The following is a 22,478-nucleotide window of genomic DNA, read 5'->3' as shown; positions in this document are numbered from 1 at the left end:
TGACAATAAAAAAACGCGCGCTACACGCGCGCGTTGAATAAGAGATCGCTCTTTATTCGGTGGGGCCTTTCGGCTCAGCCCTGACGAGTCAGAGTGAACTGGCTGTTGGTATCCGTCGTGCAGTTCAACTGACCGGGGGAAATCAGGGCGCAATTGACGCGCGACTGGGTGTTGCGCACCAGCGAGGTCATGTTGATCTCGTAAAGGGTGGGGGAGATCGCCACGTAGGTTCCGGATGCCAGAAGCGTGTTGGTGTCGGAGGAACGGGTGGAGAAGGACCCGTTCTGGAACGTGGAGACGATGCCGTTACGGTCGATCCAGCGGCCATCCACTGCGGGGCGCTGCGAAATCGACGGCATGGGCCGCATGGGGCTTGAGGCTGGAGCACAAGAAGAAACGGCAACTGCAGCCAACAGCAAGGCAACACTTGTCTTGAAATACATTATTCTTTTCTCCTGCGATTCTTCAGCCAATGGTTAATGACCATGGCGCGAGTTCCGGTTTATTGCAAGCGAACGACAGGCGATACACACCGGTTCCGGCATCGCACCACAAAACCGCAAGCGTGGCAAAACTGCATCAATGCGCAGCGGGACGCGCTCAGGTTTTGGCCTGAGCGCCTTCCTTTCCATCAGGGCTCAGCGCACCAGAATGTTGCGGAACTGCCAGGGGTCGTCCTTGTCGATATCGTCCGGGAAGAAGCCGGGACGACCGTCCAGCGGGGTCCAGTCGGTGTAATGGCCTTCCACCGGGCCGAGATAGGGCTTCTGGATTTCGAGGCAGCGGCGATAATCCATCTCGTCCGCTTCGACGATGCCGACGTCCGGATTTTCCAGCGCCCAGACCATGCCGGCCAGAACCGCGGAACTGACCTGAAGGCCGGTGGCATTCTGGTTGGGGGCAAGCTTGCGTGCCTGTTCCAGCGTCAGGCGCGAGCCATACCAGTAGGCGTTCTTCTCATGGCCGTAGAGGAGCACGCCGAGCTCGTCGGCGCCATCGACCAGTTCGTCCTCCGTCAGCACATGCTGCACGGCTTGCGCCTGTCCGCCATTGCCGAACATCTCGTAGAGAGACAGAACCGCGTCGTTGCAAGGGTGGTAGGCATAGTGGCAGGTGGGGCGGAAGGCGACCTTGTCATCCTCGTCGCGCACGGTGAAGTAATCGGCAATCGAGATCGCCTCGTTGTGGGTGACGAGCAGGCCATATTGTGCGCCATGGGTCGGGCACCATGTGCGCACGCGGGTATCGGCACCGGGCTGCTCCAGATAGATGGCTGCCTTCGATCCCTTCTTGTGCTTCCTGGCGTTTTTCGGCTTCCACGTTTCGTGGCTGCCCCAGCCCAGTTCGGCGGGCTGCAAACCTTCGGCGATGAAGCCTTCCACCGACCAGGTGTTCCAGAAAGTGCCAAAGGGTTTGGGCTCGCGGGCGCGCTGCGTGTCGCGCTCTGCCACATGCACGCCCTTGACGCCCAGGGTCTGCATCAGCTTTGCCCAGCCTTCGCGGTCGCCGGTTCTCGGCTCCTCGATCTCAACGCCCATATCACTCGCCAGATTGACGAGCGCCTGCTTGACGAACCAGGAGACCATGCCGGGATTGGCGCCGCAGGTGGAAATGGCCGTCGTGCCGCCGGGATGTTTTTCCTTGGCTTTCAGCATGGTCTGGCGCAGCCGGTAATTGGTGCGGGCAGAATTGTCGGCCTTGTCGTCAAAGTAAAAGCCCGGCCACGGCTCGACGACGGTGTCGATATAAAGCACGTCGTGCTTGCGGCAGAGCTTCATCAGATCGACGGAGGACGCATCCACCGACAGGTTGACGCAGAACCCGCCCTTGCCGCCTTCGACCAGCGGCGTCATCACGTCCTTGTAATTATCCTTGGTCAGATGGGTGCGGATGTGGCGAATGCCTTTCTCGGCCAGATCATCGGCGATGTCCTCGCGCGGATCGATGACCACGAGTTTCGTCCGGTCGAAGGTAAAGTGCCTTTCGATCAGCGGAAGCGTGCCACGGCCGATAGAGCCGAAACCGATCATGATGATGGGGCCGTTGATCTCCCCGTAGATCGGGTATGCAGCTTCCGTCATTTCAATTCCCTTCGTAAACTATGGTCTAAAACCAGATTATCCATTCGTATCAATAAAGTACAACCACATGACGCGAATATGAAGCACGTCTTCATTCTCTCTTTACTATCGAGAATGATGCATCCTTTCTCGCAATCGCAATTTTGACACGAGCCGATATAATTGTCTGCTAAATAAGCGGCCATGAGGGACGCTGGCCGGATTTCAGGTGACGAATGTTCCGTCATGATGAGCAGTCTTATATCGGCGGTCTTCTGGAGCGCGTGGCGGCGTTGCAAGACGTAACGCCTGTTCTTATCGCGCTCTACGATACGGAAGACCGCGTTCGCTATGCCAACCGGGCCTTTCGCGAAGCCTTCCATCTTTCCGAAGACAGCTTTCCCACCTGGGCCGAGATCATCCGTTTGAATTATCAGAACCGTCAGGGCCTGATCATCAATACAAGGGATTTCGAGGCCTGGCTTCTCTCCGCTCAATCCCGGCGCGGCAAGCAGGCCTTTCGCGGGCTCGAACTCGATATGCATGACGGGCGCTGGATCTGGATGACGGAGACGGTGGAAACGGATGGCTGGATGCTGTGCGTCGGCACCGACATCACCGCACTTCGTCAAAACCAGCGTAGTCTGCGGCAGGATCGCGACCTTGCGCTGCGCGCCGCGCAGACCGATGAGTTGACCGGAACCTCCAATCGACGTTTTGTTTTCGCTCGCCTGGCAGATCACGCCGAAAATGTCGACAAGGACATCGAGCCCCCGTTCAGCATTTCCATCATCGATATCGATCTGTTCAAGGGGGTCAACGACCGCTTCGGTCATCAGGGTGGCGATGCGGTGCTGCGCGACTTCGTCAAGCTTGCCCATTCGACCATTCGCCGGCCGGACTATTTTGGCCGTGTCGGCGGCGAAGAGTTCATGCTCGTGATGCCACGAACCGGACTGGAAGAATGCGCCTCGATCGTCGGACGCATTCTGGAAAAAGCGGCAGAGTCACGACCCTTCGCCGACCATCCCGAATTTTCCTATAGCTGCTCGGCCGGCATTGCGCTCTACAAGGCGGGTGAGGGCAGCAACGAACTCTACCATCGCGCCGATCGGGCGCTCTATCTCGCCAAGCAGAATGGCCGCGCCCGGCTTGAGTGGATTGTCAATTAGCGCTAAACATTAAAGTCTTTTCTAAATCATGGGCTTAGTCACAGATCGGTCCAGATCGACGTGATAGTGCCGGGTGTCGCATCATCGATCATTCAAGAGGAAAATGTAATGAAAACGATATTGCTCGCTCTTTCCGTCAGTGCAACGATTTTTGGCCTCGGCTCGAGCGCAATGGCAATGAGCAATCCTGCTTCAGATTTCTGCGCGAAGATGGGCGGTCGTTCCGTCAGCGCCAAACTGTCCTCCGGTGACGAAATCGGTTTGTGCTACCTGACGAAAAACAAGATCGTTGAGGAGTGGACATTGTTCCGTATGTTCGATGGTAAAGTTCCCGCGAAGTCGAAGAACCCTTTTCTCGCCAAATGAGACTGAGGTTTCAGTGATTGTCGACCGGGCTCTATTTAAATCCGGTCGATCATCCCTGCTCGAACTAGACCAGTTCGGCCGGCACCAGCCCGTGCAGCGAGTTGCCGACGAAAATCTTCCTGCCTTGCAGATCTTCGGGCTTCAGCGCCTGTCCACGCGCCTTGCGCTCGCGGATAAGATCTGCGCGCAAAACACCCGGCAGAATGCCGCTATCGAGCGGTGGGGTCAGCAATTGGCCGTCCGGGCCTTCGACAAAGAGGCTGGTGGCGGAGCCTTCGCAGATTTCACCACGCTCGTTGAGAAGCAGGACCTCGTCAGCCTCCTTGGATGAAAACTCGGCACGCGCGGCATCATAGGGTTCGCGCCGCGAGGATTTGTGCCGGTAGAAAGTGTCGCTGGAATCGAGCCTGGTCTTTTCAGCGATCTTCAGCCGCCAGACAGCATCCGGCGCAAGCGGCTGAAAGGGCTCTGCGGCAATCTCCAGCTCGCCCTTGTAGTTCATCACCAGAGCGACCTTCAGAGGGCCGTCGCCGTTCACGGTTGTTTTGAGTGCCGAGGCCGGATCTTTCGGCGGGCGAAAACCCAGCGCATCGGCAGACCGCAGCAGGCGGCGCAGATGCTGTTCCAGCCGCTGGAAGCCGCTTTGCGGCTCCCATCGCAATGTTTCCCTCAAGGTAAGGTCAGCGGGCTTGCGCTTCATGCTCCTGGTCCGTCTTCTGCATCTGTTCCGACGGGATATAAAAACCGGCGAAGCTTGTCCGAAATGGGAGCGTCGCCGATTTTTGTTGTCACGGTCTCATTTTGACGGCGCGTCGAGGGCTTCCAACTCGTCGATCAGCCCTTCGATCATCGACAGACCCTTGCTCCAGAAGGAGGGGTCGGTCGCATCAAGGCCGAAGGGTTTCAGAAGCTCCGAATGGTGCTTGGTGCCGCCAGCCTTCAGAAGCTCGAAATACTTCGCCTGGAAGCCCTCGTCGGCATTCTGATAGACGGCATAGAGCGAGTTCACCAGGCAGTCGCCAAAGGCGTAGGCATAGACATAAAAGGGCGAGTGGATGAAGTGGGGGATATAGGTCCACCACGTCTCGTAACCCTCCGAAATGCGGATCGCCGGCCCGAGGCTTTCTTCCTGCACCGACAGCCACAATTCACCGATCTGCTCGGCGGTCAGTTCACCCTCCTTGCGGGCGGTATGCACCTTGCGCTCGAATTCGTAGAAGGCGATCTGGCGAACGACGGTGTTGATCATGTCCTCCACCTTGCGCGCCAGCATGGCCTTGCGCTCGCGCGGATCGGTGGTGGCTTCCAAAAGCTTGCGGAAGGTCAGCATCTCGCCGAAGACCGAGGCCGTCTCGGCAAGGGTCAGCGGCGTGGCGCACATCAGCGCACCCTGCTCACCGGCTAGAACCTGGTGCACGCCATGGCCAAGCTCGTGGGCAAGCGTCATGACGTCGCGCGGCTTGCCAAGATAATTGACCAGAACATAAGGATGGGCGGACGGCACCGTTGGATGGGCAAAGGCGCCCGGCGCCTTGCCGGGGCGGGCGGGCGCATCGATCCACTCCTCATCGAAGAAGCGGCGGGCGATATCGGCCATTTCCGGGGCAAAGGCGCCATAGGCGGAGAGCACCATATCCTTCGCGTCACCCCAGGGGATGATGGCGTTGGACGTATCTGGAAGCGGCGCGTTGCGATCCCAGTAGTTCATCTGCTCCATGCCGAGCCAGTTGGCCTTCATCTTGTAATAGCGATGCGACAGACGCGGATAGGCCTCGCGCACGGCAGCCGCGAGCGCATCGACCACCTCGCGCTCGACGCGGTTTGCCAGATGGCGGCTGTCGGCAATGTCTTCGAACTTGCGCCAGCGGTCGGAGATTTCCTTGTCCTTGGCCAGCGTGTTGGTGATCAGCGTGAAGACGCGCAAGTTTTCCTTGAAGGTGGCGCTGAGCGCGGCTGCCGCCTTGCGGCGCGTTTCCGGATCCGGCTCCTGCAGCATGTTGAGCGTCGGCTCGAGCGGCAGGGCTTCGCCGTCAACGTCAAAGCGAAGGTCGGTCATCGTTTCGTCAAAGAGGCGGTTGAAGGCGGCTGCACTCGTCATGGATTTTTCCAGGAACAGCTGCTCCAGGCTGTCATCCAGCTGATGCGGCTTATCCTTGCGCAGGTCCACCAGCCACGGCTTGTAGTGCGCCGCAAGCGCATCCTTGTCGAATGCGGCATCGATCAGCGCATCGTCGATGCGGTTGAGTTCCAGCGGGAAGAACAGAAGGTGCGAGGCGATATCGGTGAGCTTGGCTTGGGCATCGCCGTAGAGCTTTCCATTGGCCGGGTTCGACGTATCGGAAAAGTAGGTGAGGCCCGCAAAGGAACCGATGCGGCCGAGAATGTCGTCCAGTGCTTCATATTCCTTCAATGCCGCACCGATGCCCTCATCGCCCGAACGGCTGGCGGCAGCTTCAAGCTTGCCCTTCCATTTCGTCTCGAATGCCTTGGCATCGCTCTCGGCCTTTTTCAGGTCGCCCTTGTATTCAGCGGAATCGGCTGAGGGGTAAAGATCGGAGAGCTTCCAGACCGGCAGGTCGCCAAGAGCAGCGCTTGCGCTTTCGGCGGGAGAGAAGGCAGGCATGGGGGTCGATGTCGTCAAGGTCATGAAACGCGTCCTTTTTGTCTTCGCATCGAAGCATATGGGTGCCTTTGTTTCCTGTGGCAATGCTTAAAATGCAAGCAATTCTCACAACCCGATGTTGAAGTCTTGCGTGGCAAAGTCGAGCCAAAGAGCCTGCATGAGGCAGGTTCATAAACCGGAAACCGGAGCTCGAAATGACCGTTCACGTTCTCATTGTCGAAGATGATCCCGTCCAGCGCCGTGTGCTGAAACAGGCCGTGGAGCAGAATGGACATGCGTGCCTGTTGGCCGAGGGCGGCAAGGCGGGCCTTGGGTTTTTGAAAACACGTGGGTCGGAGATCGGTGTCGTCGTCATCGATCTGGCGATGCGCGGGCTGGACGGTCTTTCCTTCATCCAGGCGGTTCACGATCTCGGCATGGACGTTCCCGTTGTCGTCCAGACCGGGCAGGGCGGCATCGACGCGGTTGTCGAGGCCATGCGGGCAGGCGCTTTCGATTTCGTCGTCAAGCCGGTTTCGCCCGAACGCCTTGGAACGGCGATTGCCGGTGCGCTGAAATCCGACGATCCAAAGGGTCGATCCCTGCGGCGCGCGCGCCACCAGCCGATTGGTCTTGCGGATATCGTGTCAGCCAGTCCTGCGATGGCACGGGTGGTGGATCTGGCAAAACGCGCCAGCCACTCCACCATTCCGGTGGTGCTGGAAGGCGAGGCGGGTGTCGGCAAGGAGATGATTGCGCGCGCCATCCATGCGGGCAGCGACCGGGCGACGAAGCCCTTCGTCATTTTGAACTGCAGCGCGATTGCGCCTGAACTGATCGAGAGCATGCTATTTGGCGGCTCAACGATGGATGAAGGTGAGGCTGGCGAGCGCCAGCAGGCCAAGTTCCTGCAGGCCGATGGCGGCACGCTGTTTATTGATGAGCTTGGCGATCTGCCGCTCGAGGTGCAGGTGAAGCTTCTTCGGGCAGCGCAAAGCGGAGAGATCGAAGCCGCGGGATCGTCCAGGCGCCGCAAGGTGAATGTGCGGCTGATTTCCGCCACGGCGAAGAACCTGATCGAAGAGGTGAAGGAAGGCCGCTTCCGCGAAGACCTTTATTACCGCCTCAATGTCTTCCCCATCACCATTCCGGCATTGCGCCGCCGCAAGGAAGACATTCCCTTCCTGGCGCGCACCTTTGCCGAACGATTTTCCCTCGAGCAGAAACTGCCGCAGACGGTCGGCGTCAGTGCCGCAGCACTTGCGCTGCTGACCGCCTATGACTGGCCGGGCAACATCCGCCAACTGGAAAATGCCGTCTTCCGCGCAGCCGTTCTGGCGCAGGGCCGCGAGCTGGCACCAAGCGATTTCGTCCAGATCACCGCGCAGGTTCCAGGCTTCGAAGGCAATGCGCGAGAGGCAGGCGCACACGCCGCGGATCGGTCCGTGGCTGGAACCGCGCCTTCGCTGGTCGAGGTCAAGGCATCTGAAGCACCGGGTACGCATGGGACTGCAAGCGAGGAGGCAGACGTGGAGAATGATGGCGTTTTTCCCAGCGGCAGTCTGATCGCCAGTACCGATGAGACCGGCAATGTGCGCACCATTGCCGAAATCGAAGAGGAACTGATCCGGTTCGCACTGCGATTCTACCGCGGACAGATGAGCCAGGTGGCGCGAAAACTCGGTATCGGGCGCTCTACTCTCTACCGGAAGTTGAAGGATTATGGCATTGATCCCGATAATCCGATGCATGACGCGGCATGACGATGAGGGATGAAACCTAAATTAGGCGTTCGGATTTTTGTTAACCCCTGAGCAAGGATATTCGCTTACCCTTCATAAACCTCTTGTTAGTTGTCTGTTCACTATATAGAGGAAGGTTGTATGTGTGTGGCAAATTTGCCATCGTGTCACCGTAATTGAGGTTCAAGTGGGACAATGTGACAAATTGTCTGCCAGGCGGGGATCGAATTGCCATATCTGAATCGGAATAACGCGCATGCGGGCAAGTCTGCGCGCGGCTTGATCAAAGATATATGCACGAAGCTGTCGGCACGCGTTGTCACCGTTGCGTGCCTGATGTTAGCCGCAATGCCCATCTTCAGCGTTTCAGCGACGGAAGCCGCCGCCGAGACACGCAGTTTGAAGCTCTATTATATCCACACCAAAGAAAAAGCCGTCATCACATTCAAGAGAAACGGCAAGTACGATCAAAAGGGCCTGCAGGAACTCAATCGCTTCCTGCGCGACTGGCGTCGCAACCAGCCCACCAAGATGGATCCGCGCCTTTTTGATCTGGTCTGGGAAGTGTATCGCCGCTCCGGCGCCACGGACTACATCAACGTCGTTTCCGCTTTCCGCTCGCCTGAGACCAATGGCATGCTGCGTTCGCGCACTAAGGGTGTTGCCAAGCACAGCCAGCACACGCTCGGCAAGGCGATGGACTTTTTCATTCCCGGCGTGAAGCTCGCCCGCTTGCGTGAGATCGGCATGCAGATGCAGATCGGCGGCGTCGGCTTCTACCCAACCTCCGGCTCGCCCTTCGTCCATATGGATGTCGGCAATGTCCGTGCATGGCCGCGCATGAGCCGCCAGGAACTCGTTCGCATCTTCCCGAACGGCAACACCATTCACCTTCCCGCAGACGGAAAGCCGCTGCCGGGTTACGATCAGGCTCTGGCCGATTACAAGAAGCGCGTGAGCTCTTCGTCCATCCAGGTGGCGAGCACCGCTGGCTCCGGACCTGCGACATCTTCTTCCGGCGGCAAGCGCAAGACTCTTCTTGCAGCCCTCTTTGGCGGTGGCGACGAGGATGAAGATTCCGAAGAAATCGCGACACCTGCACCTGCCGGTCGTTCGCCTGCCCCTGCTCCTGTAGCGGAAGAGGCGGAAGAAGCCCCGGTCGCGGTGGCCTCTGCGGCGCCCGTGCCGAGTGCCGTGAATGCGCCGCTTCCGACCGCACGTCCGGCCTTCCGTGGCGAAGAAGCTTCGACTGGCCTAGCGACGGCGCTTTATTCGCCAGGTCGCAATGCCGCTCAGGATGCGCTCCAGGCTGCGACCACGCCAACACCGACAGCCGCACCGGCTGAACAGAAGTTCGCCGATCTGGCCGAGGTCTCGGTTCCGGTTCCGACCCTGCTTGGACCGCGCGGCATGCGTGGTGATGCTCAGGGTTCGGTCATGACGGCGTCACTCGATTCTGAAAATGCACCGGCCGATGCGCTGGTCGCCCATGTGCCGGTTCCGGCCAATCGTCCGGCTGTTGCAGAAGCACTGATCGCCTCTGCCAATGCCGATACGGAAGGCCAGGATGACGTAGCCGACAGCCAGGCATCGCTCTCTCCGACGGTGATTGCTGCTCTGGAACAGAGCGGACAGGATGCACGCTCTGCCGTGACGGCTGCTGCCATGCCGACGGCTGCACCATTCCCGTCATCGGCTGCTGCCTATGCTGCACCGACCCCAGTTGAGGCGCCGCGCCAGGTTGCCAAGCTTGATCCGATGGTGACGCCGAAGGCAAAGAGCTTTGGCGACGAGTTCGATCCGAAGCCAGCGGCTGCCAACAATAGCGGCCTCAATGCCGGCCTGCCGACCAAGGGTGGTCGCCCAAGCAAGCAGGATGCCGTCGTATCGCAGCAGGCCATGGTCAGCGGTGGACGCCTGACGCAGGAAGCGATTTCCGATTGGGCGCTCAGCCAGAACAAGGGTGCGACTGTCCGTGCGGTGAAGGCACCACGCGTCAGCAACCGCATGCTGAGCCACGATATGTCGGCCTCGAATGCGAGCTTCCGCCAGGGTGCCAAGGCGATCGACTCCAGCCGCTTCAGCTCACCGGTCAGAATGCCTTAATCAGCTTCTGCAGAGCATAAGATAAGTGACGGCGCGGAAATCGACATCGATTTTCGGGTCGTTTGTTTTTGCAGGCGACCACGCTGTGTCTCACCAAAGCGCCGTGCGTCCTACTGGACGCACAAAGGACTCTTTCCTTTTTGAATCGACGCATCGTGCTTTTGCGAAAATCAAGGCCGATCTTCGGGCCGATGCTGTAGAGAGTCCCCACGGAGAGGGCGTCTCAGGCGATTGAGACAATGTCTGTTCTTGCCGAAGCGTGCGCGGAGCTTTCGTCAGCCACGCTGTCACCTTGACGGGCGTTGATGGCGCTGTTAACGCTTTTTTCATTGCTTTGTTTGTCGCGGCGAAAGTTATGTGTGTCTCGCCGCACGTCATTTGTTTTAGGTCGCGCAAAGGCAGTGGTCTTGAGAGACGCTGCACGCATGAAGCTCTTTCAATGCGCCGGTTCTGACGAACCATGTCCCTGATGAATTCCGTGTTCCTGTGTCGATAAAAGACGCGCCGCAAGGCCGTTTTCAATCTCGTCTCAACGCTCTTTCCTTCGGCCACGGGCACGAAACGCGTTGAGGCTGGTTCGTCGTCACATGGGCATGCCACTCGACGGTATACGCGCCATGACCACGATTTCCTTGCTCGCCACACGCCAGATCGCCATGCTCTCCACCTCCGTGATTGCGGGGTTGACGAGTGCCGATGTCGACGCGCTGAGTTCGGCGCAGATCAAGGCGCTGACCAGCACGCAGATCGGCGCGCTCAATACCTCCGTGATTTCGTCGCTTTCCTCTGCCGATGTCGGTGCCATCGCGCCGAAGTCGATCATCGGTCTGACCCTGTCGCAATTGATGGCCATCGGCACGACACAGGTATCCGGGCTGACGACAGCGCAAGTCGCATCGCTCTACAGCAGCCAGATCGATAATCTATCGAGCGCGCTGATCGAAGCGTTGAACTCGGCCCAGGTGGGTGCCTTGAGCAGCGCACAGCTCGCGGCGCTCTCGTCTGCCGAGATCAACAGTTTCACCACCGATGAACTGGCCGCCATCAAGAAAGTCAATATTGGCGGACTGTCGAGCGCCGTCATCGCCGGGCTGTCGACGACGAAGTTTGCGGCGCTGACGCCTGCCCAGCTTGCCGCATTCAGTTCAACGCAGATGAGCGCCTTGACGAGTGCGCAGCTCGCAGCGCTGACGCCGGCGCAGATGGGTGCATTGACGCCGAAGCAGATCGCCGGGCTTTCGACCGACGTCCTCCATAGCCTCAGTTCCGGGCAGGTTGCCGGCCTGACAAACCGTCAGATGTCGGCACTCTCCGCCACCCAATTTGATGCTCTCAGCAGTGCCGGCCTTGCAGCCCTTGGCAGCCAGCAGGTGAGCGGATTGACAGCCGCACAGGCGGCAACGCTGACGGCCGCCGAGCTCAACAGCTTCTCAGCCGATGAGATCGCAGCGATCAAGAAGAACGTCGTGGCGGGCATCAGCACCGCCGCGATTGCCGGTCTTTCCACCAGCCTTGTCTCGGCAATCACGACGGCGCAGATCGCCGGCCTGAATTCTGCGCAGTTGAGAGCCCTGACGGCAGCCCAGCTTGCCACGCTCTCGAGCGGGCAGATCGCCGCGCTGAAGCCGGACCAGATCGCCAGCCTCACCACGGACGCAATCGCTGCCCTGAATGATGCGACCCTGTCGGCGCTCACCACGCGCCAGATTTCTTCGCTGACCGCTGCGCAATTCGACGTCTTGAGCTCCGACGACATCGCGCTCTTGAACGAAAATCAGGTCGCCGGCCTGACCTCCGCGCAACTCGCCACGCTGTCCTCTGCGGAACTCAACCGCTTCACCACGGCAGAGATCGCCGCTCTGAAAAAGGGTGCTTTGACAGGGCTGTCCACGGCGGCGATTGCTGGGCTCTCCACCACCCTGATCGCGTCAATGACGACAGCCCAGATCTCGGCCTTGACGTCCTCGCAGTTTCAGGCGCTGACCTCCTCCCAGCTTTCGGCGCTGACGGCGACACAGATCTCCGCGCTAAAGCCGCAGCAGGTCGCCAACCTGTCGACCGCGGTGATCGCGGGCTTGAGCGACGCGACGCTTTCGGCGCTCACCACACGCCAGATTTCGGCGCTCACCACAGCGCAATTCGGGTCGCTCGACAGCGCGGATATTGCGCTTCTCAGCGCAGCCCAGGTCGCGGGACTGACCTCGGCGCAGCTTTCAACACTGTCTGCGGCAGAACTCAACAGCTTCACCACGGCGGAGATCGCAAGCCTGAAGAAGAACGTGTTGGGCGGCTTGCCGACAGCCACCATCGCCGGCCTTTCCACCACCTTGCTGTCGGCGATGACGACAGCCCAGATTGCGGGCCTTTCCAGCGCGCAGGTCAACGCCTTGACCTCTGCTCAGATTTCGGCGCTGACGCCGAGCCAGTTCGCGGCGCTTTCGACCACTCAGATCGCGACGCTTTCCACTGCAACGATCGCCAATCTCACCACGGCGACGCTTGCGGGCATGAGCACACGCCAGATTGCCTCCCTGACGACGGCGCAGTTCGATGCACTGAGTTCCGCTGGTATCGCAGCACTGACCGAAACTCAGGTCGGCGCTCTCAACAGCACGCAACTGGCAACCTTGTCGGCTGGTGAACTCAACAGCTTTACCACCGCCGAAATCGCCGCCATCAAGAAAAAGGCGATTGCCGGGCTCAGCACAGGCGCCCTGAGCGGCCTCGACACCAGCCATCTCTCTGCCTTCTCGTCCAGTCAGGTGGACGGGATGAGCCCCGCGCAGGTCGATATCGTGATCGCAGCCTATCGGAGTGTGTGATCGAGAGATGGGTTAAGGGTAAGGATTGCCGGAAAACGGCACCAGCCTCCGTCCTCAGTGCCGCGATCATCATCGCAGTTCTGAAGCCCTCCTTCGAGTGCGGCTTGGCTGCGGCTGCGCGGACCTTACAAAATCCCTTCAACGCGCCATCCCGGACGCGATCAGAGATTAAGCACGACCAGTCTCAGGGCACAGCAGACATTTTCACTTTGCGCATGTAACGGGCTGGTGTCCGACTCAAGCAAGGCGGAAGGGATGAAACCCAAAAGCATGTCGCGCAATAGTGCGCAGCGGTTTTGCGATAACGACATGCGATAACAAGAACCTAAAGCGTTTGAGCGAATCTGAAAGATCGCGACACGCTTTAACAGAAACTTCCCAAGCACTCGGAGTGGATTGGGGCAGCGTCGCTGCGCATCAAGCGCGAAACGGCGAAGGACAAGAGGGCGGAGCTTCGCTCTCGCCCTCTTTCACTGCGATCAAACGCCGCTCTGGCCGTCCTGGGCAATATAGGCGATGCGGACCATGTTGGTGGCGCCGGGCGTGCCGAGGGGGACGCCGGCCGAGATGATGATGCGATCGCCGGGCTTGCCGAAGCCTTCGGCCACGACGATGCGGCACGCGCGGTTGACCATGTCGTCGAGGTCGCTGGCATCCCCGGTGACGACGCAGTGCAGGCCCCAGACAACCGACAGACGGCGCGCCGTCTGAATGATCGGCGAGAGTGCAATGATCGGAACCTGCGGGCGTTCACGCGCGGCGCGAAGGCCGGTGGTGCCGGACGAGGTGTAGGTGACGATGGCCGCGAGGCGCAGCGTCTCGGCAATCTGGCGGGCAGCGAGCGAAATCGCGTCGGCACCAGTCGCCTCCGGCTGGGCGCGCTGCGCGTAGATGATGTTGGAGTAGTGCGGGTCCTGCTCGACGGTGCTGGCAATGGAAGCCATGGTGGAGACGGCTTCGACCGGATAATCGCCGGAAGCGGATTCAGCCGACAGCATGATCGCATCCGCGCCTTCGAAGACGGCGGTAGCGACGTCGGAGACTTCAGCGCGGGTCGGGACCGGTGCAGAAATCATCGATTCCAGCATCTGCGTCGCAACAACGACCGGCTTGCCGGCGCGGCGGCAGGCGCGGGTCAGCTGCTTCTGGATGCCGGGAACGGCTTCGAGCGGCATTTCCACGCCAAGGTCGCCACGGGCCACCATCAGTGCGTCGGAGAGCTCGATGATCTCTTCGATGCGTTCGAGCGCCTGCGGCTTTTCAATCTTCGACATCAGGCCGACACGGTTGCCGGCAATCTTGCGCACTTCCGCCAGGTCTTCCGGGCGCTGGACGAAGGACAGCGCGACCCAGTCGACTTCTTCGGTTGCGAGAACTGCGGCAAGGTCGGCGCGGTCCTTGTCGGTCAGAACGCCAACGCCGAGCAGCGTGTCGGGCAGGCTGATACCCTTGCGGTCGGAAATCTTGGTGCCGGAAACGACGGTGGTGACGATGCTCTTGCCGTCGCACTTTTCGGCGCGCAGATGCAGCTTCCCGTCATCGATCAGCAGGCGGTCGCCCGGCTTGACGGATTCGAGAATTTCCGGATGGGGCAGGAACACGCGGTTCTTGTCGCCAGGGGCTTCGTTGTTGTCGAGCGTGAAGGTCTGGCCAGCGACGAGATCGACCTTGGTATCGGCAAACTTGCCGACGCGCAGCTTCGGTCCCTGCAAATCCGCCAGAATGCCGATCGGGCGGCCGTTGCGGCTCTCGACAGAGCGGATGCGCTGGATCAGCGTGCGCATCACGTCATGGCTCGCATGGCTCATATTGATGCGGAAGAGATCGGCGCCGGCAAGATGAAGCTTCTCGATCATCGCCTCTTCTGCCGAAGCGGGGCCAAGAGTTGCAAGGATTTTGACTTTGCGGTTACGCTTCATCAGTTCTGACTTTCCTGTGTTCCTGGCGTGTCCGAAAGCTGGACCATCCAGCTTCCCTGTCGGCCAGTATCGTATTCCTTGAAGCCCATGCGCTGGAAGCTGCGGGCATAGCAATCATCGACGCCGTTGATCTTGAACTCGTTTTCGGCCACGCACATGTTGACGTCGCCAGTCCAGCGCCCGCCGCGGGCCGCATCCTCGGCGTAGAGATAGTAGTAGCGCGATTGCAGCTCACCCTCGATCAGCGTGGCGCATGTGGAGGCAGGCACCTGCCACCAGCCTTCGCTGACCCAGCCTTCCTTTGCGCGATAGCCGATGGCAACGCCGACAAGGTTCTGCGTGCTGTTGCAGACGCGGAAATCCGCCAATGCCGGCTGCGCTATCAAAAGGGGAGAAGAGAGGACGGCGGCTGCGGTGAAAATGCGGATCGCGCGCCGATGTTTCTCGAGGAGAGCGGGGAATGTGTATGTCACGGCGTCCATCCGGATTCCATGGTTATAGTGAAAACACTTCTAGGCGCGGAGGCCCAAGAATGTCAACGCGAGTTTAATCGATTATATTATCAGGTCGGGTCTCTGGTGCGGTGCTGTCGATGGCCGTTTACCCGTGCAAACTTGCGCGTGGCGTCAAGCCATGCCATCAAGCGTCTCTCCCTTAGCTGCCCCAGAAATCAATTATGCCAGACTTTCAGCCATACGAAATCATAGAAGGCGATTATGACAAAGGCATGGTTTTGCTTGCAGACCATGCCATGAACCTTCTTCCACAAGCTTACGGCAATCTCGGTCTACCGCAAGCCGCGTTCGAGCGCCATATCGCTTATGACATTGGTGTGGAAGGTTTGACCAGAAAGCTTGCGGCTAGTCTTGGCGTGCCTGCCGTTCTCGGCCGCTTCTCGCGTCTGTTGATCGATCCCAATCGCGGCGAGGACGATCCGACGCTGATCATGAAGATTTCCGATGGCGCCGTCGTGCCGGGCAACCATCCGATCACGGACGAGGAGTGGGAGAGGCGGCTCGAAACCCATCATCGCCCCTATCACAATGCGGTTGATACGGTTCTGACCAGAACGGCGCAGACGTCTGGCAAGGCACCACTGGTGTTTTCGCTGCATTCCTACACGCCGTTCTGGAAGTCCGTTCCGCGTCCCTGGCATGCGGCGGTTCTGTGGGACACGGACCACCGTGCCGTTCACCCGCTGATTGAGCATCTGAGGGCGAGCGGCGATATTCTTGTGGGCGATAACGAGCCTTATGATGGCGCGCTGAAGGGTGACACCATGTATCGCCACTGCATGATGAAGGGCATCCCGCACGCGCTTCTGGAAGTGCGCCAGGACCTGATCGGCGATGAGGCTGGCATTGCCGCCTGGGCTGATCGTCTCGCTCCCATTTTTGCCGCAATGAATGACGATCCCACCCTGCATGAGTACAAGCAGTTCGCCTCGCGGACTGGTCCTTATTGAAAGGCGACATCGATATGAGCGAGCTTGACGAGAAGCAAAGAACTGAGTTCGAGGCAGCCGCCTTCCGCAGGCTGGTCAACCATCTGCGCAATCGCCCTGAGGTGCAGAATATCGACCTCATGAACCTTGCCGGCTTCTGCCGCAACTGCCTATCCAACTGGTATGCGGATGCGGCAAAGGATGCCGGTACCGATCTCAGCAAGGACGAGGCGCGCGAGATCATCTACGGCATGCCCTATGAAGACTGGAAGCGTCTTCACCAGAGCGAAGCGAGCGATGGCCAGAAAGCCGCCTTCGAAGAAAACCGCCCGAAGGAATAGCTGTCTCCCACCCGATTAGGCTTGACGTGAGGCCTTTCCACGGGCAGTTCACCAGCCGGGAATTTTGGCTGCCTTTGATGAGCAGCAGGCGAAGATTTCGCCGCACAGAAACGGGCTCGAAGCGAGCCGAACTATTGAAGGATCATGGAATGGACGAAACAGCCACAACCGAAACCGTCGCCGCCGCCGAACTTCGCCAGTTCATCGAGCGCGTCGAACGCCTCGAAGAAGAGAAGGCGGCAATCCAGGGTGACATCAAGGATGTCATGGGTGAAGCCAAGGGCCGCGGCTACGACACCAAGGCGATCCGCACCATCATCCGTCTTCGCAAGAAGGACGCCAATGAGCGCATCGAGGAAGAGACGATCCTGCAGACGTACATGGCTGCGCTTGGGATGGAGTGAGCTTCGGGCTTGCTCGATAAGTGACCTGTTTAATCGCCGCTTCTGCGGCGATTTTGCTTTTTGGAAGGCGCATGGATTGCTGTGGCGCCGACCTCTCCATCGTCATGCTCGGGTTTAACCCGAACATCCATCTCCGTTGCATTCGCGTCGACGGGTTTGGATCCTCGGGTCAAGCCAGAGGAGGACGGCAGAGTGTGGCGCAGCGCCGTCACCAGTGATAGTGACTGTACCGAACGGGCATCAACGACGCCCCATCCCGCAGGGCAAAAGCGACAGGCGTATCAGCTGCGCGTGCCAGCCAGCTTTTCGGAAAGCTCGCCCATTTCCTTCTGCGCTTCCTTGTCGGCGGGGTAGAGCGTCAGGTAGCGCTCCCATACCTTCATCGCGGTCTCATTGCGCTCTGAGCTTTCCAGAATATTGGCGAGACCGGCAAGGGCGGGGAAGAAGCGGGGTTCTTTTTCCAATGTGCTGTTGAGGTCGGCCATGGCCTTGCGGGTGTCGCCATCGGCCAGATGTATCATGGCGCGGCGGTACCAGGCGCCGGCGTAGTCCGGGTCGAGGAAGATGGCCTGGTCGAGGAAGTCATAGGCTGCGGCGCTGCGCTTCTGTTCATTGGCCTCTTCGGCCCATTGCATCAGCAGATTGATGGTGGGGCTGCCGGAATCGCTCCACTGGCCAACGATTTCGGTGGCGATGACGCGGGCCTTCTTGGCGTCGCTCTCCTTCTTCAGATTGTTGAAGAGATCGCCGACCGGGTCTTTGGAGGCAGGCTGCTCAGGCTGAGGCGCTGTCGTTACCGGCTCCGCAGCATGGGCGGTAAGCGTCGCGGCCGGGGCAAGCGGGCTGAGCGAGGCGAGGAGGAGGGCACAAAAACGAAATTGGCGCATGCGGATCACGATAATCCGTATGCGCCAATTAGGAAATCGAATTCTGTCTGCTATCAACAAAGTGATCCGCCTTTTCAAACGGAGCACTGCAGAAACGCAATCAGCCCTGACGAGCCTTGAAGCGTGGGTTCTGCTTGTTGATGATGTAGACGCGGCCCTTGCGGCGAACCAGACGGTTGTCGCGGTGACGAGCCTTAAGCGCTTTGAGCGAGTTCTTGATCTTCATTTTTCTGGTCCGCAGTTTGGCGGGCTTTCGCACGCATAATCTAAACAATCAAAAGCGCGCAACGGGGCGCGCCTTTTTCGGTTGGCAGGCAGATACCCTTTCAGCACCGGCCTGTCAACACGCTACGCAAGCTTTTACCGGGAAAACCCCGGCTTTCCAGCCTTGGTGAGTTGCGTCACATGGCCCATCTTTCGGCCCGGACGGGCCTCCGTCTTGCCGTAAAGATGCACAAGGCAGTCTTTTTGGCTCAGCCAATCCGGCACGCTGTCGATGTCGTCGCCAATCAGATTGGTCATCACGCAATCGGAATGACGCGCGGTGCTGCCAGGCGCCAGGCCCGCGACGGCGCGGATATGCTGCTCGAACTGCGAGACCACGCAGGCCGCTTCCGTCCAGTGACCGGTATTGTGGACGCGCGGCGCCATCTCATTGGCCACCAGCGAACCATCCGCCAGCACGAAGAACTCGATGCCGACGACGCCCACATAGTTCAGCGCGGCGAGCAGCTTCTGCGCCGATTCGACCGCAACTGTTCTTGCCGCGTCAGAGAGATCGGCGGGAATCGTCGACGTATGGAGAATGCCGTTCAGGTGAACGTTTTCGGCCGGATCGTAGCAGGTGACGGTGCCATCCTGAAAACGTGCGGCAATGATGGAAATCTCACGCTCGAAGGGAATGAAACTTTCGAGAATCAGCGGCACCTTGCCGAGCGCATCGAAGGCGCCGGTCAGATCTTCCCCGCCCTTGAAGACGCGCTGACCCTTGCCGTCATAGCCCATGCGCCGCGTCTTCAGCACACCCTTGCCGCCGAATGCTGCAAGTGCTGCTTCAAGACCCGCCTGATCGTCCACGGCGCGGAAATCGGCTGTGGGGATACCGCAGCCATTGAGGAAGCGTTTTTCCGTCAGGCGGTCCTGCGAGGCGCTCAGCGCTTCAGCCGGCGGATAGACCGGCACAGAGGCGGCGAGCGTTTCGGCCGCGACGACGGGCACGTTTTCGAACTCGTAGGTCACGACATCGCAGAGGCTTGCCAGTTCGGCGAGCGCCTTTTCGTCATCGTAAGCCGCAACGATCTGGCGGTTGCAGACCTGCGACGCCGGACAATCGGCCTGCGGTTCCAGCACGACGGTGCGGAAATTCAGGCGGGCGGCTGCCATGGCCAGCATGCGGCCAAGCTGGCCGCCGCCGATGATACCGATGGTGGACGATTTCATTGCGGGGCGTCCATGGGATATTCGGCAACGATGGCCGTCTGACGGGCGCGGTAATTGTCCAGCCGGTCGGCCAGATCCTCGTCGAAAAGCGCCAGCACGGCGGCGGCCAGAAGGGCGGCGTTGATGGCGCCCGCCTTGCCGATGGCAAGCGTGCCGACCGGAATGCCCGCCGGCATCTGCACGATGGAATAGAGGCTGTCCTGTCCGGACATGGTTTTCGACTGAACGGGAACGCCGAAGACGGGGAGAGGGGTCAGCGCTGCCGTCATACCGGGAAGATGGGCGGCGCCGCCGGCACCGGCGATGATGACCTTGAAGCCCTCATCCTTCGCATTGGTGGCGAAATCGAACATCCGCTCCGGCGTGCGGTGGGCGGACACGATGCGCGCCTCATATTCGATATCGAGCGCATCCAGCGTATCGGCGGCGTTTTTCATGGTCTCCCAGTCAGACTGGCTTCCCATGATGATGGCGACGGGCGGCGTTTCGGTGGTCAAGCGGCCTCTCCTTGTCCAGAGGGTTGTCAGGGTCCAGAGCTTATCAGGCGATGATATCCGGAATGATCTGATCTTCGATCTGGGTCATCTTGTCCTTGATGGCCAGCTTCTTCTTCTTCATCCGTTGAATTCTGAGCGCTTCGCAATTGGTCTGGATCATCGCGTTGATGGCCGTGTCGTAATCCTCATGCTCCTGCCTCAGCCTTGCCAGCGTAAGCCGGACGTCCGCCTGTTCCTGGTCGGCCATCTCGTCGTCCCCATTGTAATGAACCGGACCGCCATCCGGCATCTCTGTTGTTGGTCTTCGTGCCTGTACCATCAAATGGCGGTAACGGGAAGTTTCCTTAGAGCGCTTCCTTGTCAAATGGCAACGTTCTGCCGGAGCAGGTTTTCGTCAGGGCAAAGGCGATTGGCGAAGGGCATACCCAAAGGTACGGCCGAGCCGATCGCCTTTGATCCTGGCGGAAAAATCCCCGGCCCTTCGGGTTGGTTGAAACGGGCCACCTGCTTGCCCGGACGGCTTGGCCGTATGCGTTGGCTACGGCACGCGCCATCCGGACAATCAGTCGATCCCGTTTGAACCAACAGAACTGTTTCCATTTAACAAGGAAGCGCTCTTATAGCATTTTTGCCGCACTATTGCCCCGATTTCGCCTTCGACAAAGCGCGCTTTCCGTGTCACAGTGCTGTCGTAAACCTGAAACTCCAGCGATGGAGCGCTGGAGGTAGGTTCAACAAGGAAGGACGTGCCGCATGACCATTCAGGCTCATATTGCATCGCTCGAAAAGAAACACGGTGCTCTGGAGGAAGAGCTCGAGAGTATTCTTGCTTCCCCGTCTTCCGACGATCGGGAGATTGCCAATATCAAGCGCAGAAAGCTGCGTCTTAAGGACGAGTTGCAGAGGCTGAAAGCGACCACGAAACATTGATTTTCAATAACTATTGAGACCGCAGGGCGAGTTTTCGCCTGAGAAGCGGTAAAAGTTCAAGGCCCTGGTTGCAAAGCGCGATCAGGGCCTTTCCGTTTTGTCTGTAGGAGGCTGCGGATGCATGCGCCGCAAGGGACATTTGTTACGCCGGCAAGCCATCCCAGAGCAGTTTCAACGCCGCGATAAACGCCATTCCATACATCAGCGGATAGAAGACGGCGGGCTTCATGTATTTGACAACCTTCGCACCTGCAAATGTGGCAATCATCGCCACCGGCAGCAGCGTGGCCGAGGTGGTGAGGTTGGTGGAATCCAGCGCCCCCAGCGCAAAATAAGGAATGAGCTTGATCGCATTCATGATGGCGAAGAAGCGCACGCTCATGCCGGTATAGGTCTTCGGATCCAGCTTGAGCGGCAGCACATAGATCTGGAAGGGTGGACCACCGGCATGCGCGACAAAGCTTGCATAGCCGGAAAGTGACGACCAGAGCGTGGCGGCAGCCGGTCTCTGCGGTTTTGGCGCAATCTCCTGTCCGCGGCGGGCGCGGAAGGTCTCGTAGAAATAGCGCAGCACGAAGAGGATGGTGACGGTTGCGACGACGAGGCGCATCGCGTCGGGAGAAATCAGCGTCGAGGTAGCCCAGCCGAGCGCAATGCCGGCAATGGCGCCCGGCAGCATCAACAGCAGCGTTTCCCGGTGGTTGTGGTGACGCCACGCCCAGAGCGCCACCAGATCCATGACGATCAGAATGGGAAGGAAGATCGCCGCCGCCTGCACCGGCGGCACGGCCAGCGCCATCAGCGGCACGCCCATCAAGGCCAGGGCACCGCCGAGCCCGCCTTTCGACAGGCCGACCAGAACGACAGCGGGAATGGCAACAAGGAAGAAATGGAGATCGAGCGACATGGTCAGGACTTGAGATGAGCGTGTGAGACGACCATTGGAACAGGCCGCGGGGGGAAAGGACGACAAAGAGTCCAGCTATGAACTGTTGATCCTTCGTGCAGTCCGGTTTATCGGAAACAGTATATGAAAACGAGTGCAGATTGGCGATGAAGCGTTCTTTCTGCGGAAAATGGAAAAATCATGGGTTCTCCTGAAGATCGCTGCCGTCTGGTTCTGATCGTGCCGCAAGCCGAAGATGCTGGCCTGCAAGCCAAGGCGCTGGAGGATGCCCTGAGGGGCGGCGACGTCGCCTCCGTCATCATTCCCCAATACGCTCTCGATGACGACAGCTTCCAGAAACGCGCGGAAGTGCTGGTGCCGATCGTGCAGGCGGCGGGTGCCGCAGCGCTGGTTGCCGGTGACAGCCGCGTTGCCGGCCGCGTGAAGGCCGATGGTCTGCATGTGATAGGCGGCGTGGAGCCGCTGGCGGAAGCGGTGGAAAAGTTCACGCCGAAGATGATCGTCGGCGGCGGCAATGCCGATGACCGGCACAAGGCGCTGGAGCAGGGCGAAGCGAACCCGGACTATATCTTCTTCGGCAAGCTGGAGGGTGATATCAAGCCGGAGCCACACCCGAAGAACGTCGCACTCGGCGAATGGTGGGCGTCGATGATCGAAATTCCGTCGATCGTCATGGGCGGTTCGGATGTCGCCTCGGTGGTTGCGGTTGCCGAAAGCGGCGTGGAATTCGTGGCACTGCGCCAGGCCGTCTTCGCTCACGCGGGCGGCGCGGCGCATGCCGTTGCCGAAGCTAATGCATTGCTTGACGAAAAAGCGCCACGGTTTGGCGGTTGATACGG

22 protein-coding genes are annotated in these 22,478 nt (G+C 59.6%); 10 read left to right on the top strand and 12 right to left on the bottom strand.

Annotation, left to right across the window (positions count from 1 at the left end):
• Positions 1-74: 74 nt before the first annotated feature.
• Both omp10 and EYC79_RS20725 read right to left on the bottom strand, forming a co-directional pair.
• Entirely contained in the window at positions 75-443 is a 369-nt protein-coding gene (omp10, locus tag EYC79_RS20730) for an outer membrane lipoprotein Omp10 (protein WP_062439721.1), read from the bottom strand.
• A 195-nt stretch (positions 444-638) separates the two neighbouring features.
• Positions 639-2,081 carry a homospermidine synthase gene (locus tag EYC79_RS20725; protein ID WP_130979358.1) on the bottom strand — a complete coding sequence of 481 codons (1,443 nt, stop codon included), beginning with the start codon at positions 2,079-2,081 and terminating at the stop codon, positions 639-641.
• A 242-nt stretch (positions 2,082-2,323) separates the two neighbouring features.
• Here EYC79_RS20725 and EYC79_RS20720 point away from each other — a divergent pair, with 242 nt between their 5' ends.
• Positions 2,324-3,232, top strand: a complete 909-nt coding sequence (locus EYC79_RS20720; protein ID WP_113327463.1) for a sensor domain-containing diguanylate cyclase — start codon at positions 2,324-2,326, stop codon at positions 3,230-3,232.
• Positions 3,233-3,298: 66 nt separating this feature from the next.
• Positions 3,299-3,598, top strand: coding sequence for a putative hemolysin (locus EYC79_RS20715; RefSeq protein WP_245495326.1), 300 nt, complete (start codon positions 3,299-3,301; stop codon positions 3,596-3,598).
• A 64-nt stretch (positions 3,599-3,662) separates the two neighbouring features.
• Here the strand turns inward: EYC79_RS20715 and EYC79_RS20710 are convergent, their stop codons facing one another.
• Positions 3,663-4,298 carry an aminotransferase class IV family protein gene (locus EYC79_RS20710; RefSeq protein WP_130979357.1) on the bottom strand — a complete coding sequence of 212 codons (636 nt, stop codon included), beginning with the start codon at positions 4,296-4,298 and terminating at the stop codon, positions 3,663-3,665.
• A 96-nt stretch (positions 4,299-4,394) separates the two neighbouring features.
• Positions 4,395-6,245 carry a M3 family oligoendopeptidase gene (locus EYC79_RS20705; RefSeq protein WP_130979356.1) on the bottom strand — a complete coding sequence of 617 codons (1,851 nt, stop codon included), beginning with the start codon at positions 6,243-6,245 and terminating at the stop codon, positions 4,395-4,397.
• 170 nt (positions 6,246-6,415) lie between these two features.
• Here EYC79_RS20705 and EYC79_RS20700 point away from each other — a divergent pair, with 170 nt between their 5' ends.
• The 3 genes from EYC79_RS20700 to EYC79_RS20690 all read left to right on the top strand — a co-directional run bounded on the left by EYC79_RS20700 (position 6,416) and on the right by EYC79_RS20690 (position 12,870).
• Positions 6,416-7,963: a sigma-54-dependent transcriptional regulator gene (locus EYC79_RS20700; protein WP_130979355.1), complete on the top strand. Its 1,548-nt coding sequence runs from the start codon at positions 6,416-6,418 to the stop codon at positions 7,961-7,963.
• A 207-nt stretch (positions 7,964-8,170) separates the two neighbouring features.
• Positions 8,171-10,048, top strand: a complete 1,878-nt coding sequence (locus EYC79_RS20695; protein ID WP_062427903.1) for a peptidoglycan L,D-endopeptidase MepK — start codon at positions 8,171-8,173, stop codon at positions 10,046-10,048.
• Between the two features lie 617 nt (positions 10,049-10,665).
• Complete coding sequence (locus tag EYC79_RS20690; RefSeq protein ID WP_130979354.1) at positions 10,666-12,870, top strand: ice nucleation-like protein; 2,205 nt, start codon at positions 10,666-10,668, stop codon at positions 12,868-12,870.
• Between the two features lie 479 nt (positions 12,871-13,349).
• On the opposite strand, the gene pyk is transcribed toward EYC79_RS20690, so the two are convergent.
• Together pyk and EYC79_RS20675 are read right to left on the bottom strand one after the other, a co-directional pair.
• Positions 13,350-14,789 (bottom strand): pyruvate kinase, encoded by a 1,440-nt coding sequence (gene pyk, locus EYC79_RS20680; protein WP_062427905.1) that lies wholly within the window; start codon positions 14,787-14,789, stop codon positions 13,350-13,352.
• A complete protein-coding gene (locus EYC79_RS20675; RefSeq protein WP_062427906.1) occupies positions 14,789-15,271 on the bottom strand; it encodes a DUF1036 domain-containing protein in 483 nt (160 codons plus the stop codon). Before EYC79_RS20675 ends, pyk begins: the two co-directional genes overlap by 1 nt.
• Before the next feature lie 194 nt (positions 15,272-15,465).
• Here EYC79_RS20675 and EYC79_RS20670 point away from each other — a divergent pair, with 194 nt between their 5' ends.
• From EYC79_RS20670 to EYC79_RS20660, 3 genes are all read left to right on the top strand, one after another.
• Complete coding sequence (locus EYC79_RS20670; RefSeq protein WP_130979353.1) at positions 15,466-16,254, top strand: N-formylglutamate amidohydrolase; 789 nt, start codon at positions 15,466-15,468, stop codon at positions 16,252-16,254.
• A 14-nt stretch (positions 16,255-16,268) separates the two neighbouring features.
• Positions 16,269-16,574, top strand: a complete 306-nt coding sequence (locus tag EYC79_RS20665) for a DUF1244 domain-containing protein (protein ID WP_062427908.1) — start codon at positions 16,269-16,271, stop codon at positions 16,572-16,574.
• 149 nt (positions 16,575-16,723) lie between these two features.
• On the top strand, positions 16,724-16,978 hold the full coding sequence (locus EYC79_RS20660; protein WP_062427909.1) for a DUF2312 domain-containing protein: 255 nt from the start codon (positions 16,724-16,726) through the stop codon (positions 16,976-16,978).
• Between the two features lie 281 nt (positions 16,979-17,259).
• On the opposite strand, the gene EYC79_RS20655 is transcribed toward EYC79_RS20660, so the two are convergent.
• From EYC79_RS20655 to EYC79_RS20635, 5 genes are all read right to left on the bottom strand, one after another.
• Positions 17,260-17,865, bottom strand: coding sequence for a tetratricopeptide repeat protein (locus tag EYC79_RS20655; RefSeq protein WP_130979352.1), 606 nt, complete (start codon positions 17,863-17,865; stop codon positions 17,260-17,262).
• Between the two features lie 100 nt (positions 17,866-17,965).
• Positions 17,966-18,091, bottom strand: coding sequence for a type B 50S ribosomal protein L36 (gene ykgO, locus EYC79_RS20650; RefSeq protein ID WP_003497670.1), 126 nt, complete (start codon positions 18,089-18,091; stop codon positions 17,966-17,968).
• Positions 18,092-18,225: 134 nt separating this feature from the next.
• Positions 18,226-19,305 carry a 5-(carboxyamino)imidazole ribonucleotide synthase gene (locus EYC79_RS20645; RefSeq protein ID WP_130979351.1) on the bottom strand — a complete coding sequence of 360 codons (1,080 nt, stop codon included), beginning with the start codon at positions 19,303-19,305 and terminating at the stop codon, positions 18,226-18,228.
• Positions 19,302-19,769 carry a 5-(carboxyamino)imidazole ribonucleotide mutase gene (gene purE / locus EYC79_RS20640; RefSeq protein WP_205654450.1) on the bottom strand — a complete coding sequence of 156 codons (468 nt, stop codon included), beginning with the start codon at positions 19,767-19,769 and terminating at the stop codon, positions 19,302-19,304. The genes EYC79_RS20645 and purE overlap by 4 nt, the downstream gene beginning before the upstream one ends.
• A gap of 76 nt (positions 19,770-19,845) precedes the next feature.
• Positions 19,846-20,049, bottom strand: a complete 204-nt coding sequence (locus EYC79_RS20635) for a YdcH family protein (RefSeq protein WP_062427987.1) — start codon at positions 20,047-20,049, stop codon at positions 19,846-19,848.
• A 506-nt stretch (positions 20,050-20,555) separates the two neighbouring features.
• Between EYC79_RS20635 and EYC79_RS20625 the strand changes: the two genes are divergently transcribed.
• Positions 20,556-20,732 (top strand): YdcH family protein, encoded by a 177-nt coding sequence (locus EYC79_RS20625; RefSeq protein WP_082447303.1) that lies wholly within the window; start codon positions 20,556-20,558, stop codon positions 20,730-20,732.
• Positions 20,733-20,874: 142 nt separating this feature from the next.
• Here EYC79_RS20625 and EYC79_RS20620 read toward each other — a convergent pair whose 3' ends face one another.
• Complete coding sequence (locus EYC79_RS20620) at positions 20,875-21,639, bottom strand: sulfite exporter TauE/SafE family protein (protein ID WP_062439758.1); 765 nt, start codon at positions 21,637-21,639, stop codon at positions 20,875-20,877.
• 180 nt (positions 21,640-21,819) lie between these two features.
• Between EYC79_RS20620 and EYC79_RS20615 the strand changes: the two genes are divergently transcribed.
• Positions 21,820-22,473 carry a thiamine phosphate synthase gene (locus EYC79_RS20615; protein WP_130979349.1) on the top strand — a complete coding sequence of 218 codons (654 nt, stop codon included), beginning with the start codon at positions 21,820-21,822 and terminating at the stop codon, positions 22,471-22,473.
• Positions 22,474-22,478 lie beyond the last annotated feature (5 nt).

It is taken from the genome of Agrobacterium cavarae (assembly GCF_004310285.1).
In the GTDB taxonomy this organism is placed as follows: domain Bacteria; phylum Pseudomonadota; class Alphaproteobacteria; order Rhizobiales; family Rhizobiaceae; genus Agrobacterium; species Agrobacterium cavarae.
This window is presented reverse-complemented; position numbering and strand designations above follow the sequence as displayed.

Bases quoted from the DNA above. Each gene is read 5' to 3' on its own strand.
- EYC79_RS20620 (WP_062439758.1), bottom strand. From the start codon at position 21,639: ATGTCGCTCGATCTCCATTTCTTCCTTGTTGCCATTCCCGCTGTCGTT.
- EYC79_RS20655 (WP_130979352.1), bottom strand. From the start codon at position 17,865: ATGCGCCAATTTCGTTTTTGTGCCCTCCTCCTCGCCTCGCTCAGCCCG.
- EYC79_RS20635 (WP_062427987.1), bottom strand. From the start codon at position 20,049: ATGGCCGACCAGGAACAGGCGGACGTCCGGCTTACGCTGGCAAGGCTG.
- EYC79_RS20710 (WP_130979357.1), bottom strand. From the start codon at position 4,298: ATGAAGCGCAAGCCCGCTGACCTTACCTTGAGGGAAACATTGCGATGG.
- EYC79_RS20705 (WP_130979356.1), bottom strand. From the start codon at position 6,245: ATGACCTTGACGACATCGACCCCCATGCCTGCCTTCTCTCCCGCCGAA.
- EYC79_RS20700 (WP_130979355.1), top strand. From the start codon at position 6,416: ATGACCGTTCACGTTCTCATTGTCGAAGATGATCCCGTCCAGCGCCGT.
- EYC79_RS20725 (WP_130979358.1), bottom strand. From the start codon at position 2,081: ATGACGGAAGCTGCATACCCGATCTACGGGGAGATCAACGGCCCCATC.
- omp10 (WP_062439721.1), bottom strand. From the start codon at position 443: ATGTATTTCAAGACAAGTGTTGCCTTGCTGTTGGCTGCAGTTGCCGTT.
- EYC79_RS20675 (WP_062427906.1), bottom strand. From the start codon at position 15,271: ATGGACGCCGTGACATACACATTCCCCGCTCTCCTCGAGAAACATCGG.
- EYC79_RS20690 (WP_130979354.1), top strand. From the start codon at position 10,666: ATGACCACGATTTCCTTGCTCGCCACACGCCAGATCGCCATGCTCTCC.
- EYC79_RS20615 (WP_130979349.1), top strand. From the start codon at position 21,820: ATGGGTTCTCCTGAAGATCGCTGCCGTCTGGTTCTGATCGTGCCGCAA.
- EYC79_RS20625 (WP_082447303.1), top strand. From the start codon at position 20,556: ATGACCATTCAGGCTCATATTGCATCGCTCGAAAAGAAACACGGTGCT.
- EYC79_RS20670 (WP_130979353.1), top strand. From the start codon at position 15,466: ATGCCAGACTTTCAGCCATACGAAATCATAGAAGGCGATTATGACAAA.
- pyk (WP_062427905.1), bottom strand. From the start codon at position 14,789: ATGAAGCGTAACCGCAAAGTCAAAATCCTTGCAACTCTTGGCCCCGCT.
- purE (WP_205654450.1), bottom strand. From the start codon at position 19,769: ATGGGAAGCCAGTCTGACTGGGAGACCATGAAAAACGCCGCCGATACG.
- EYC79_RS20660 (WP_062427909.1), top strand. From the start codon at position 16,724: ATGGACGAAACAGCCACAACCGAAACCGTCGCCGCCGCCGAACTTCGC.
- ykgO (WP_003497670.1), bottom strand. From the start codon at position 18,091: ATGAAGATCAAGAACTCGCTCAAAGCGCTTAAGGCTCGTCACCGCGAC.
- EYC79_RS20665 (WP_062427908.1), top strand. From the start codon at position 16,269: ATGAGCGAGCTTGACGAGAAGCAAAGAACTGAGTTCGAGGCAGCCGCC.
- EYC79_RS20645 (WP_130979351.1), bottom strand. From the start codon at position 19,305: ATGAAATCGTCCACCATCGGTATCATCGGCGGCGGCCAGCTTGGCCGC.